The following is a 13,641-nucleotide window of genomic DNA, read 5'->3' as shown; positions in this document are numbered from 1 at the left end:
ACATATTGATACTCCTATAAAAAATTTGGGTTGTTGAGTTTACCATTTTTAAAATCCATAAGGGTTCTAACAGTTTCTGGTCTATCTTCAAATAAATACTTGCCTCTGGTTTTGCTATAGTCTTTTTGTATTTTTATTTTATCTCTCCTTATTCTATCGTAAAGCCACTGCCTGGAAACTTCAAGGATTTTTGCAACTTGTGAAATAGTAAGGTAGCCAGGCACTTTAATGGGGTGTGATTGCTCCTTTTTTCGCATAATATTATTTTTTAACCGAATATTTTTTACTGTATTTTCTAAAACAATATTCTTTGATTGTGAGGGAGAACGATACCCTTGTGTTTCTAAGTACTTGGCAATTTCTATATCCGTTTTACCCTCTTTACTTGACTTTATTATCGATTGCTCCATTTCTGTTGCAGTAGTCAATGCACGAAAGGAGCTTACTGGAATAGGAGCATGGAAAGTGGTAGTTTCTCTACCATGCCATACAATACGTATCTGCAAGCAATCACGCATGATTCGGTGTGCTACTACCTTATCAATCAGACAACGAACAAAAGATTTTCTTTGCTGACGTGACAGAACTGACTTATGCCAAATTTCTGGTAGTTTCTTACCTACATCTAAAAATATTGTTTTCAGTTCCTCGGATAATTGAGGAGTAGGTTTACTTGGATACTGACGTTCAAATGTAATTTCCGCTTGCTTGAGTTCATTCAATGCCTGTTCCCAACGTCTTTCAAGTTCTGCAGCTACAAGACGATTGTCAGGATCAACTTGATTAAATTGTCGTTCTGCCAATCTTACTTGGTATCTTAAGCGTTCTAATTGTTGTAAATGAGCTTTATTAATTTCTTGTTCAGATTGTAGCTGCGAGTTAATAGCCTTAGTATAAGCATCTAGCTCAATTTGACTAAGTGCTGCAAAAAATTTAGGAATTACTTCATTATCAATAATATCAGCAGGTAAAAACTGACATGAAGGGGAAAGATCACGTTGATGTTGGTAACTGCATTTATAATGATTTCCTCCTTTATACTGTACTATCATTTTGTGTCCACATTCTCCACAATAGATTATTCCATGTAATAATGCTGCACCTGGTCTAGCTATTCCACGTGTTCTACAGCGACGGTAATCCGCATGATTATCTTTAAGTATGATCTGAATCTTTGTAAAGGTTTCCCAATCTATGTAAGCTGGGTATTTATCTTTAATTAGAACTTTCCATTCTTCCATTGGTAGTCTTTTTGTTGTTTTATTAGCAGAAGATAGTTTGTGACGCGTAGTACAAGAACGACCATAAGCAAATGCTCCAGCATAAGCAGGGTTTTTGAGCATTGAGATAATTGCGTCAAAAGTTGGTTTTTTCCAATGCACTTCTTTAAAATTGTCATACCTAGGAATGGTAAGTTGGTTATTGTTAAAATACCTTACAACTTGTGCTGCTGTTCGTTTTTCTAGAAAAGTGTCAAAAACAAGCTTAATATGCTGCTGAACTTCAAGGTTAGGATCCTTACTCACGGAATCATCAATGTTACGAACGAAACCCACTGGAAGAGATAAGGCTAAATCTCCTCTGGTTGCCTTATTTACTAGTCCAGCATTTAGTCTGGCTCTTATAGTAGATAACTCCATTTCAGCAAGCTGTCCTTTCAGACCAAGTAACAACCGACCATTAATAGTACCAGGGTCATACACACCATCCCGATCAGCTATCAAACACTGTTTATAGCCACATATATCCAATAACGGATACCAATCAGAACAATTACGTGACAAACGAGTCACATCGTAGGATAGGATAATCCCTACCTTTGATAAAGTGACTTTAGCGAGAATCTCTTTATACCCTTCACGCTTTTCAGCACTAGCACCTGTTAAGCCGAGATCATTATCAATAACAACAATATTATCAGCTTTCCACCCAAGATCAATAGCTCTTTGTTTCAGCGCATACTGTAACTCCAAACTTTCTTGATTGCTCAGTGCTTGATGAGGTGTTGATTGTCTTATGTAAATTATCGCTTCGCGTGTTAAATGTTGTGCTGTAATTAGCTCTGATGTATTCATGGATGACCTCTTTGGACACTAATAATATGTTTTCTAAAATTTCTGATTTGAGACATTGCGGCATTTTTTTCCACACTCTATTTGGTTTACATGGCATAATTTATACTCCTTTGCTAAAGAAACAAATTCGTATAATGAATCCCATGTTAATTTACTTGTGAGAAAATCTTGCTTACTGGCTAAGTTGGTAGCAAGAAACGGGATACGCAGAATTATGTTATTACGATGAATAACAAATACATTACTACTACAATGGGCTCTTGAACTGATAAAGGATATAGGAAAAGTTCTGCCAAATAGCGGATGAGTTGGATCTGTAACTGTAATCTCTTTTTGGTTGTTGAATGGGGTATTAAGGTGGTTGATCGTGAGATATTACAATGGACGTTGAGCCAATCAAAAGCGCGCGCTTGATGATCTCTCTGATATAAAGAGGAGTTTGATCTACTGTACCAACGTTTTGCAGGTCTTCCGCTATTAGACGATACTTTTTATTCATGTAGATGACGCGAAAATTTTCCTTATTGAGGCTTCCTATGCTTATTCTTAAATAATCAAGCAATTTTTCCCAGTTATCGATTATAGGCAGGTCTTTTATTTCTTCTCTTGCAGAACGAACAAAGGCTTGTTTCACACAAAAGATGGCAGATATTGCTGCATTGCTGACACCATCAACATTTTGCAGTGCTTCCAGGTCAGCATTAAAAACTTTATTCAAACTGCCAAAATTTTCTATCAAACTCTTTGCTATCGGTTTCACATCAATTCTACTGTATGCTGAATATAAAATGTGCTCTAAAACTTCATAATCAAGTAATGATTGTCCATTATCTAAAATAATTTTCTCTCTTAGGCGCTTTCTATGCCCCTTTTTGTAATCTTTCATCATTAATGAATTGCTTATCTTTTGTATAATAAGAAATTAGATTTTTAAGTAAAATGTTTAATAAAGCACATGACGTACAATTGTAAGAACATTCATTTTTAAAGACAGCAAATGGTGTCATGAAAGTAGCTAACGCGAGCTCTACGTCATACCGCAATTCATTCCATAACTGTACGAACATTGCGATTTGGGCCTACCAGAAGGGCAATGCCTCTTATCCAAGTACCCTCTTCTTGTCATTCCAGTGCTTGACACTGGGATCCAGCCTTTCCATAATCATTAAAACGTTGTGTTTTAACATAAAACAGCTATTTTTATGCTTGCCAACTTAATAAAATTCCTGGATCCCAGTGTCTGGGCACTGGGATGACACCCCACTGGTGGCCCAAACTACAACGTTCGTACAGTTGTGAATTCATTCGCGGTATCTCAGCAGATCCCGCTAACAAGCAGCGGGATGACGAGGTTATCGTCATCCCGCCGCGAACCGTCATACCGCCGCGGTATCTCAGCCGCTAACAAGTAGCGGGATGACGGTTGTCGTTTAGCCACAAACATTAAGAAATTTACCAAACGAAAAAAAAGGCAAAAGAAGCCCCGTGGTTGGCTAATTACTTACATTATACTTTCAAGTATGGCGTTTTTTTATTCTAAACACTTAATAACCGCGATTTAGCTGCTTTTTAATGCAACTAACCTTTAGTCATAAATGCTTAAGAAATTTACTAAACAGAAAAAAAGGCAAAAGAAACCCTAGGGTAGCTAGTTATTCACTATCCATTTTTTAAGTTGGCGTTTTTTTATGTTTTAAACGCTTTATAAGCGCGTTTCAGCTTATGTAGGTAGAAATTTTATAAAGACATAAGGTGCACATAGTGCAAAAAATTAAACATGAGACGCCAGATACGTGAGTTTTTTTGTCATTTAATCTGTACAGAGAAGATAAATAAATAGCTTCAGTTTCATGATAAGGGGGCTGGCGGAGTTTGTCAAGGAATTTTTATGCAAGAGATCTATTGAAATGCCCCTGTAAAATTATACTATTAATTAGTGCACTGTAAATTTAAAATTATAGATATGTTAAGCAGATTGGTAATTTTGCTATTAGTTTTTATACTTCCTTTTTCTTCATACTCATACCAGTTTAGAACCAAAGCAAAGCAAGCAGTAGTCTTAGATTTAGCTTCAGACTCGTTCATTTTTGACCATAATTCCGATGAAAAAATGGCCCCATCTTCAATGAGCAAGTTAATGACTTTATATATAGCCTTCGATTATCTAAAAGCTGGAATAATAAACATGGAGGATAAATTTCGAGTAAGCAGAAAAGCGTGGGAAAGAAAAGGCTCTTCTATGTTTTTGAAAGAAGGTCAATCCGTTACGGTAAGGGAATTACTTGAAGGAATTACAATAGTCTCAGGTAATGATGCCTGCATAACACTAGCCGAGGGTATTGCAGGATCAGAAGAGAATTTTGTGGCTGAAATGAATGAAGTTGCACAAAATTTGAACCTGAATGACAGTCATTTTGTCAACTCAAGCGGGTGGCCAGATGGAGATCATTTTATGAGCGCAAAAGACTTGGTAATGCTGGCAAAAAGGATTTTCACTGATTTTCCTGAATATTATGATTTATTTTCTGAACAATATTTGACATATAATGAAATTGCACAAAAGAATAAAAATTTTCTACTTTTTCACGACATTGGGGTTGACGGTTTAAAAACCGGTTATACAAATGCTGGTGGTTACGGCATTGTAGCATCTGCAAAACGAAATGATAGGAGAATTTTTGCTGTCGTAAATGGTTTAAACACTGAGAAAGAGCGAATAGAAGAAGCAAAAAGACTGATACAATACTCCTTAAATCATTTTAATACTAAGAAAATATTCGTTAAAGACAGTGTAGTTGAGGAAGTAAATGTTCTCTATGGAAAAGATAAAAAAGTGCCTATTACAGTTGCAAACGATGTTACCATAACTTACAACCGCAAATTGCATGACCAAATTAAGGTGCGTATTGAATATAAAGATATGATACCTGCACCCATTAAAAAAGGTCAAGAAGTGGGCAAAATTTTTGTAGAAATACCAGGTATTGAGCAACAAACTACACCTCTTTATGCAGCAAATGACGTGCAGGAATTGAATTTCGTAGAAAAGTTTTTTAGAATGTTGTTTTAAGTTTGATATTAAAGTAATTTCGAAAGAGAGATCTATTGCACTTTAGTGTAGTTTTAACTAACAATTTCTGTTACAATACAAGATTGAAATGTTACGAAAATGTGCTGGTTATATTTGTTGCTGTCTAGTATCCTAGAGATACTGTGGGCTGTAACGCTAAAGTTTAGTAACAGTTTTACTAAAGTTGTGCCTTCGATTGCAACATTAGTAATTATGATCATTAGCATTTACTTTTTATCTCTTGCAGCATGCTTTCTACCTATTAGAGTATGCTATGCAGTTTCCTCTGGAATATGCACAATTGGAATAACTATAATTGGTGCAACCGCTTTCACAGAGAATATTAATTTATCTCAAGTTTTATGTATCATTTTAATTGTAATAGGAACCATAGGGCTAAAGCTCTCTACTTAAACCTGAAAATTTATGCATGAATTGGATATATTTACTCTTAGCTTCACTAATTGAAGTGTTCTGGGTCATAACACTTAAGCATAGTTGTGGATTTACTCATCTCGTACCATCAATAATTAGCATATTCTCCATGGCTCTTAGTACGTATTTACTTTCGCTCGCTATACGTTCTATACCTATCGGAGTATGCTATGCAATTTGGACTGGAGTGGGCGCTATAGGAGCTTCAATACTTGGAGTTTACCTATTTAATGAACCAGTTAATTTATTCGAAGTAATATGCTTTATTTTAGTTACATTCGGGATTATAGGATTAAAATTGTTTGATACTGCAAAACAAACTGTTGATAAAATGGAATAAGAGATCCCACAATTGGAATTATATTAAGGAAATACTTCCTGCACATTCCCATTTACGTTTTGCGCTTCTTTCGTTTCATCCATTTTAGTACTAGGTTCTAACATTCTAACTGTAGTATAAACTACCGCTAATGCTGCTGCTACAACTGTAACTACTGCTCCTATTACAGGATATAGCCCAGCTGTAATTGTTCCAGTTGCAAAAAGTGTTATCGTTATAGCAGTACCAAACAATATTGTTAAACTGAAAGCAACAAGAGATATTTTACCCTGTTGGTCATGTCGTTTCATTCTTTCTTCAGATAAAAGAAAATTCACATGCCGAACTATATAATGATTTTTGTCAAAATCGCTCGGAATTTTATTATCATTATTCTTTGACAAAAGATCTGCTCTTTTGCCTATTAAAGTCTCAATTACCTCTTTGCAACCACGTCGAGCAGCCATATGTAAGGGAGTGCATTTATCTTTATCTACTGCATTAACCTTTGCTCCTGCTCCTATTAGAGCTTTTGCTGTCTCTTCATTCTTGGCATTATGCAAGGGAGTGCGTTTATCTTTATCTAATGCGTTAACATTTGCTCCCGCTCCTATTAGAGTTTTTACTGTCTCTGCATCTTCAGCAAAATGTAAAGGAGTACATCCATATTTATCTGCTGCATTAACATTTGCTCTTGCTTCTACTAGAATTTTTACTATCTCTTTACGGCAAAATTGAGTAGCTATATGCAAGGGAGTGCGTTTATCTTCATCTGCTGCATTAACATTTGCTCCTGCTCCTATTAGAGTTTTTACTGTTTCTTTACAACCATATTGAATAGCCAAATGTAAGGAAGTGCGTCCATCTCTATCTATTGCATCAACATTTGCTCCTGCTTCTATTAGAGTTTTTACTATCTCTATGCGACCTTTTTTAGCAGCCAAATGTAAAGGAGTATTCCTATATTTATCTACCGCTTTGACATCTCCTTCTCCTTCTATTAGAGTTTTTACTATCTCTATGTAACCTTTTTCAGTAGCCAAATGTAAAGGAGTATACCCATCTTTACTTATTGCATTAACATCTATATCTTCTCTTTTCAATAGGAGATTTACTACTTCTGTTTGACCATTTTCACAAGCCAAATGCAAAGGAGTACATTCATGATTATCTTTTTCATTAACATCTGCTCCGTTGTCTATTAGAGCTCTTATTGTTTTAGTGCAGCCACGGCGAGCAGCCTTACATAAAGGAGTGTCTCCATATCCATTTTTTGCATTAGCATTGATTCCTTCTACTCCCAATAGAGCATTCACCACATTTTCTAAATTATTGTGGATAGCTAAATGCAATAATCCATATTCTACTGCAAATAAGTGGTTTACACCAAAACCAGCTCCTTCCCACTCTTTATATTCATCTGAATATTGTGATAATTTCTCTTTTATCTTCCCAATTACGTTATCTTTACTTAAATTTTTGTCAGCATCAATTGCACTTAGCATTCTTTCCCACTACTCGTGTTTAATTGTCATAACTTTACTCCTACTTTAACAATATTTTAATTATCATATATTATGGCAAGAAAGTCAACCCACTTAATTTTGATTAGTAAGTACGCTAACTATGAAACAATCTATATTACCATCAAAAACAGAATTTATATTACCCACTTCATGTCCGGTTCTTAAATCCTTCACCATTTGATATGGATGCATAACGTACGATCTGATCTGATTACCCCAGCCTATATCGCATTTTTTACCATATTCTTCAGCCATCTTTTGTTCTTTTTTTTCCAGTTCAATTTGGTACAAACGTCCTTTAAGTAATTTCAATGCCTCATCTTTATTTCTGTGTTGAGAACGACCATTTTGGCATTGAACTACAACACCAGTTGGAATATGCGTAATGCGTACCGCACTTTCAGTCTTGTTCACATGCTGACCGCCTGCTCCGGAAGCACGGTAGGTGTCGATCTTTAGATCCTTTTCATCCACAGCAATATCAATTGAATCTTCTATCACTGGAGTTACTCCTACACTTGCAAAACTGGTATGACGTTTACCATTTGCATCAAATGGCGATATTCTAACCAGCCTGTGAATTCCACTTTCACTTTTTGCCCACCCGTAAGCTTTTTCTCCAACGATTTTTATCATTGCAGATTTTATACCAACCGACTCTCCTTCTAATTTTTCTACAACTTCGACTTTAAAGTTGTGATAAATTTCTGCCCACCTTACATACATGCGCATCAGCATTTCAGCCCAATCATTGCTCTCGGTTCCGCCAGCTCCTGAGTGGATTTCTAAAAAGCAGTCATTATTATCTGCTTCACCAGTAAATAAGGATTCTGTTTCTTTACACTTGATTAATTTCTCTAGCTTAGCTAATTCACTTTCAACTTCAGAGAAAAATTCTTCATCATTCTCATCAATAGCAGACTTCATTAAGCTAATGGCATCGTTGTAATCGCTTTCCAGCTTTAAAAACGACTCCACGTCATTCTTAATTTTAGAACGTTCTTTTAAAATTTCTTGTGCCTTTTGGTTGTCTTGCCACAGACTATCATTCGACGCTTGGGAATCCAGCTCTTCAAGACGCAACTTTAATTTTTCTATGTCAAAGACACCTCCTGATAAGAGAAATACTTTTATTTAAGCTTTGAAAGTGTTCGAGAATTTCTGAATAAGTTTTCATTATACTTTAGATTTTAATATATTTACTATTACTAACAATAACAGCAAACAAAATAGAAATTTAACCATATAGTAGTTAATTTGAAATAATCTTATTATACTTTAATGTTCAACGGAATCAAGCTCGTATATTTATTAAAAAATAAGGTAAAGTAATGAATATTAAAATAAGTTCTCATTATGGTTTAGAAAAAAAGGCTATTGATGACTTAATAGAGTCACTTGATAACGAGGAGCTAGAAAATGTTCGTAATATTGTAAAAACGATAGACAGTGTTCAGTTAGCTTATTTTTTATCTACTTCAATCAGTGATCACAGGGAGAAATTAGTTAATATCCTTGATCAACATTTGTTAAGTGATGCCCTAGTGCATGTAGTGCCAGCTTTACAAATAGAGATCATAGAAACATTGGGAATAGAAAATACAGCAAAGTTACTAATGCTCCTTGATGTAGAAGATATAGTAACCATAGTGAAAGATTTAGATAGAAAGTCTGTAGAAAATATACTTTACTATTTGCCCAGCAAAACTCAGAAATCGGTAGAGGAGTTGCTATCATATCCAGAAGAAAGTGCAGGGAGGTTAATACATAAAGATATGGTTATAGCTCCATATTATTGGACAATAAATCAACTGACAGAATTTGTGTGCAACTATAAAAAAATACCAGAAAAATTTCACCAGATATTCATTATCAACTCAAAATTAGAGCCTATAGGCAGTGTTAATTTAAATAAGGTAATATCTCACTCAGGAGACACAATAATAAAAGAGATAATGGATCCTGACATAAAAATCATTAAAACTGGAGTAGACCAAGAGGAAGTAGCAAGAATATTTAAAGATTACTCTCTATTATCAGCTCCGGTAGTAAATAAGAATGGTAAAATTATTGGTGTGATCTTAATTGAAGATGTGATAAAAGTTGTTCAACAAGAAACAGAAGAGGATGTACTCAAAATAAGCGGTGTATCTTCTAAAGCCGATATAAATGCCCCTATACATAAAACTATAATTAAAAGGCTACCTTGGTTACTGTTTAACCTCTTAGCTGCAACAATGTGTTCCATAGTAGTTGGCTTTTTCGATGATGTAATAAAAAGTTTTATAGTACTGCCAATAATCATGCCGATAATTGCATCAATGAGCGGAAATGCAGGATCCCAAACAGTAACGCTAACCATCCGGGCAATCGCAACAAAATATCTAACTGAGCAAAATGCAAAAAGAGTACTGATGAAAGAATTTTTAATAGGTCTTATAAACGGGGTGATCTTATCTACTATTTCATTAGTAGTGTTAGCAATAAGGTTTCACAGCTTCAAAGTGGAGATGATTTTTGTGGTCTCCATGATTATGATGTCAATTATTGCAACGTTTATCGGAACTTTCATTCCTATAATGCTTCACCGTTTAAAGTCTGACCCTGCCGTTTCTTCTTCAATCCTAACATCGGCAACAACTGATATTCTCTCAGCTTTTATATTTCTTGGTTTAGCTACGATTTTTTTATTAAATAGCTAATACTATCTATAGCTAACACGTCATACCGCAATTTATTCCACAACTGTACGAACATTGCAATTTGCAGGTGGCAGATGGTGTCATCCGAGTAGCCCCTTCGGTGTCATCCCAGTGCTTGACACTGGGATCCAGCCTTTTCATAATCATCAAAACGTTGTATTGTAACATAAAACGGCTACTTTTATGCTTACCAACTTAATAAAATTCCTGGATCCCAGTGTCTGGGCACTGGGATGACACCCTCCTGATAGACAATGTTCGTACAGTTGTAGATTTATTCGCGGTATAGATATCGCTAACGAGTAGCGGAATGACGGTTTTTCAAATTGTCGTAAGTCAGTTTAGCTATAATATCAAGTTTCACCAACTATTTCTTTCTATTAAATAAGAATAAATTGCCTATACAAAAATAGATTGGCAATATTTCAAGTCTGCCAAGCAGCATCAAAAACGATAGAAATAATTTTACTTCATTACTGAAAGAAGAATAGTTACCCGAAGGACCTATTAAATTACTAAATCCTGGACCAGAGTTTGTAAGCGTTGCAGAGACTGAGCTGACGCTAGTTATAAAGTCTGCATTGCTTAAGTAAGACATCACTATTGATGAAATGGTAAACGTTAACATGAAAATCGCAAAAAATATAAAGACAGAGTGAACTTCATCATTCTCCAGGGTTTTTCCATTGAATTTTACTCTATTGTCTGCATTAGGGTTTAATAAAAGGCGAAAGTAATTCCTTATAGACCTTAAAAGAACAATCAAGCGGAAGGTTTTGACACCACCACTTGAAGAACCACTACATCCACCAACAAAGGTTAGAAAAAAAGCTAAGACTGAAATGAAGCTCCAATCTATATGATTACAAATTGCATAACCAGTTGACGTAATCAGGGAGGTGATGGTAAATGTGCTGCATCTAAATGATAATAACACTCCTAAATCAACATTTTTACGCAACCAAAAATAAGCAAATAAAGATGAAACAATAGCTATCTTAACAAAGTAAGAGACCTGTTCATCATAGCAAATGTCTAACCGTCTTATGATTTTTAAATAGCTAAGAAAAGGCAGAGAACCCAAAATCATAAAAACGATCGTTATGGCTTCCAGTATGGGATTATTGTAGTGCCCTATAGAATCATTATAGTTAGCAAATCCACCAGTTGATACAGCGGACATTCCGTGACATATTGCATCAAACAGTGGCATACCAGCTAGATAATAGGAAAATATACATAACAAAATTAGGCCATAATATATTGCCGTAACATGAATCACTACGCTTCGCGTGTTCGGCAACTTCCTTTTGGTAGCATCTGAATATTCAGAATAAAGTAAATTATTTAGGCTGAGAATCTTGAGCATAGGAAAAACTGCAATTCCTAAAGTGATTACACCAAAACCCCCCATGCCATGTAGCATTGCTCTCCACAGCAGTATTCCTGGAGATTGCTTTTCAATATCATTAAATATAGTTGCCCCTGTGGTTGTGATGCCAGATATCGTTTCAAATAATGCATCAACATAGCTCAGATTATCAAAATAGAAAGGAATAGCTGCAAACAGAGACAAGGCAATCCAGGTGCAACTAGTAACCGCAAAAATTGCCGGCATGCCATTTAATTTACCGAGTAAAATAAAAATTACGCCAGATGTGCAGGTAATTATGAATCCAGCGAGAAAATTTTTCCATTCGTAGCTGAGACATTTATTAGTAATAGCAGGAATAAGCATTGCTAAGCTAAACAGCAATAGGAATATTCCCACAATAAATACAATTGAACGTAAGCGTTCCATAGAGTTACTTTTTAGCTATACAAAGCCATAAAAGCTACTCTAACGTCAAGCATTTTGTTGGCCTTTATTAACAATATACTTGACTTACTTGTAAATATGTGTGATAATTAAACTTGTTATAAAAAATAGAGGTAAAATATGACTGAATTAACTGACATACAACAAAAAATTTGAACTTCATTAATTGCAGCAATCCAGCAGGACAATCCTCAAGAAGTCCAGACCATATTCAACAATAAGGAATATGATGATATACAAGCAGTTTTGAGGGAACTGATTCCTGAAAACGGTGCAATAGATAGCATTTTAAGTTATGTTACTTATCGTGATGAAGATAATGAAGAAAATAAAGTAAAAATCATTAAACTAATTTGGGAAAAAGCTGATCAAAAAACTTGTGATTCTTTGTGTTATCACAATGTAGTAAATCTTTTTGAAGGTCGACCACATTTTATGAATACAATAAATGATCTTAAACACTTTCAACAAAAAATTGACCCTAATAACACAGAATATTCTGCTCTTGCACAAGTTATTCAAGAAATGGAAGAGCACAAGAGGGTAAAGGATTTTAATAGTGAACTAATACTTGCAATAAAAAGTCTTAATGTTAATCAAGTTAAAGCAGCATTAGAGAATTGTGGTGAAGATGTAAAAAGTGTTTTAGAGCGAAAGGTATATTGGAATAATGGAGGCGTAGATGCCCTTTTAGTTTTTCCTCTGATAGTTGACTATAAAAGAAATCTTGACAAAGAAGAATTTGAAAAGATAAAAGAGATCACTAAACTTCTTTGGGACAAAGCTTCCCCTGATATTCGTAACTTCTGGCTTGAAGACTATGTGGTTAATAGAGAAGGTAAAAATACAGGAGATAACTATATAATAGATTCTCTTGAAAAGCGACAAGAACGCTTTAGGGATATAGCTGGTGAGGGATGGCTTGAAGACTTTATTCAAGAAGTTAAGGATTATAGAAAGGACAGAGAAATAGAGCTTAATAAACCTGTATTGAAAGAAATTGAGGAAGAAGAGCGTATTGCCCAAAATGATAGAGAGATTGTAGAGAGATTGCAAGAAGAACTTGGACAGAACGCATCCATATCCTCAATAAATACTACGATCCCAGGAAATGACGGTGCAAGCCTCCAGGGCGACGAGAAAGAGGATACCGTTGGTGCAACTACTGTAACCTCAACAAATGGCAACAAAACCCCAAAAAAGAACGATACAAACTTCTGGAGTGAACACAAAGGGAAGATTTCTCTAGGCGTTGTTGGATTATGCGCAGTTGGTGCTGTTGCAGCCTATGTGCTAGCGTATCCTGCAGTTGCACTGGCTTTAGCAGTTTTGGCAGCAGTTATATTAATGGGTGCTGGTATTGCTAAGGTTTGTGAGAAAGTGGAAAATCCAAGTGTAGACAAGGTATTTGACAAAAACGAGCAGTTATTGAATTAATAGACTTCTTGCATTATCTCCTGTCATCCGAGTAGCTGACACATAACTGTACGAACGTTGTGCTACCAGGAGGGTGTCATCCCAGTGCCCAGACACTGGGATCCAGTTTTTATTACCTGGTGTAAAGTTAAGTTTCCTGGATTCCAGTGTCAAGCACTGGAATGACACCATCATAAAGTGAAATTAGATTCCAGTGTCAGCTACTTGCATGACACCATTTGTTGTAAACTCACTTTTGCTCTATGATTATCTTTTTAG

13 protein-coding genes are annotated in these 13,641 nt (G+C 35.4%); 5 read left to right on the top strand and 8 right to left on the bottom strand.

From position 1 onward, the window contains the following. Positions 1 to 14 precede the first annotated feature (14 nt). From ABWU58_RS04035 to ABWU58_RS04025, 3 genes are all read right to left on the bottom strand, one after another. The gene (locus ABWU58_RS04035; RefSeq protein WP_309165575.1) at positions 15 to 2,075 is read right to left on the bottom strand and encodes a recombinase family protein; all 2,061 of its coding nucleotides are present in this window, start codon (positions 2,073 to 2,075) and stop codon (positions 15 to 17) included. A gap of 352 nt (positions 2,076 to 2,427) precedes the next feature. Next, a complete protein-coding gene (locus ABWU58_RS04030) occupies positions 2,428 to 2,964 on the bottom strand; it encodes a RadC family protein (RefSeq protein WP_353282630.1) in 537 nt (178 codons plus the stop codon). Then, entirely contained in the window at positions 2,936 to 3,142 is a 207-nt protein-coding gene (locus ABWU58_RS04025; RefSeq protein WP_353282629.1) for a hypothetical protein, read from the bottom strand. The genes ABWU58_RS04030 and ABWU58_RS04025 overlap by 29 nt, the downstream gene beginning before the upstream one ends. Before the next feature lie 896 nt (positions 3,143 to 4,038). Here ABWU58_RS04025 and ABWU58_RS04015 point away from each other — a divergent pair. The 3 genes from ABWU58_RS04015 to ABWU58_RS04005 all read left to right on the top strand — a co-directional run bounded on the left by ABWU58_RS04015 (position 4,039) and on the right by ABWU58_RS04005 (position 5,920). Then, positions 4,039 to 5,145, top strand: coding sequence for a D-alanyl-D-alanine carboxypeptidase family protein (locus ABWU58_RS04015; RefSeq protein WP_353282628.1), 1,107 nt, complete (start codon positions 4,039 to 4,041; stop codon positions 5,143 to 5,145). A gap of 114 nt (positions 5,146 to 5,259) precedes the next feature. Further along, positions 5,260 to 5,559, top strand: coding sequence for a DMT family transporter (locus tag ABWU58_RS04010; RefSeq protein ID WP_353282627.1), 300 nt, complete (start codon positions 5,260 to 5,262; stop codon positions 5,557 to 5,559). 16 nt (positions 5,560 to 5,575) lie between these two features. Continuing rightward, positions 5,576 to 5,920, top strand: coding sequence for a DMT family transporter (locus ABWU58_RS04005; RefSeq protein ID WP_353282626.1), 345 nt, complete (start codon positions 5,576 to 5,578; stop codon positions 5,918 to 5,920). A 23-nt stretch (positions 5,921 to 5,943) separates the two neighbouring features. On the opposite strand, the gene ABWU58_RS04000 is transcribed toward ABWU58_RS04005, so the two are convergent. Next, positions 5,944 to 7,404, bottom strand: coding sequence for an ankyrin repeat domain-containing protein (locus ABWU58_RS04000; protein WP_353282625.1), 1,461 nt, complete (start codon positions 7,402 to 7,404; stop codon positions 5,944 to 5,946). Positions 7,405 to 7,497: 93 nt separating this feature from the next. Then, positions 7,498 to 8,602, bottom strand: a protein-coding gene (prfB, locus tag ABWU58_RS03995) for a peptide chain release factor 2 (protein WP_353282624.1) whose coding sequence is annotated in 2 segments (ribosomal slippage) — positions 7,498 to 8,526 and positions 8,528 to 8,602 — 1,104 coding nt in all. Because the reading frame shifts where the segments join, the coding sequence is not laid out codon by codon here. A gap of 154 nt (positions 8,603 to 8,756) precedes the next feature. Between prfB and mgtE the strand changes: the two genes are divergently transcribed. Continuing rightward, positions 8,757 to 10,127 (top strand): magnesium transporter, encoded by a 1,371-nt coding sequence (mgtE, locus tag ABWU58_RS03990; protein WP_353282623.1) that lies wholly within the window; start codon positions 8,757 to 8,759, stop codon positions 10,125 to 10,127. Between the two features lie 12 nt (positions 10,128 to 10,139). Here mgtE and ABWU58_RS03985 read toward each other — a convergent pair whose 3' ends face one another. Further along, positions 10,140 to 10,295, bottom strand: coding sequence for a hypothetical protein (locus tag ABWU58_RS03985; RefSeq protein ID WP_353282622.1), 156 nt, complete (start codon positions 10,293 to 10,295; stop codon positions 10,140 to 10,142). Between the two features lie 199 nt (positions 10,296 to 10,494). Then, positions 10,495 to 11,928, bottom strand: a complete 1,434-nt coding sequence (locus tag ABWU58_RS03975; protein ID WP_353282621.1) for a TrkH family potassium uptake protein — start codon at positions 11,926 to 11,928, stop codon at positions 10,495 to 10,497. A gap of 264 nt (positions 11,929 to 12,192) precedes the next feature. Here ABWU58_RS03975 and ABWU58_RS03970 point away from each other — a divergent pair, with 264 nt between their 5' ends. Next, positions 12,193 to 13,383, top strand: a complete 1,191-nt coding sequence (locus ABWU58_RS03970; RefSeq protein ID WP_353282620.1) for a hypothetical protein — start codon at positions 12,193 to 12,195, stop codon at positions 13,381 to 13,383. On the opposite strand, the gene ABWU58_RS03965 is transcribed toward ABWU58_RS03970, so the two are convergent. Beyond that, the gene (locus ABWU58_RS03965; RefSeq protein ID WP_353282619.1) at positions 13,372 to 13,536 is read right to left on the bottom strand and encodes a hypothetical protein; all 165 of its coding nucleotides are present in this window, start codon (positions 13,534 to 13,536) and stop codon (positions 13,372 to 13,374) included. The two genes, ABWU58_RS03970 and ABWU58_RS03965, sit on opposite strands and share 12 nt — an antisense overlap. Positions 13,537 to 13,641: the final 105 nt, after the last annotated feature.

Source organism: Wolbachia endosymbiont (group A) of Pogonocherus hispidulus, assembly GCF_964028195.1.
Classification (GTDB): Bacteria; Pseudomonadota; Alphaproteobacteria; order Rickettsiales; family Anaplasmataceae; genus Wolbachia.
The sequence above is the reverse complement of the archived record's forward strand: the minus strand, read 5'-3'. Positions and strand labels throughout refer to the sequence as shown.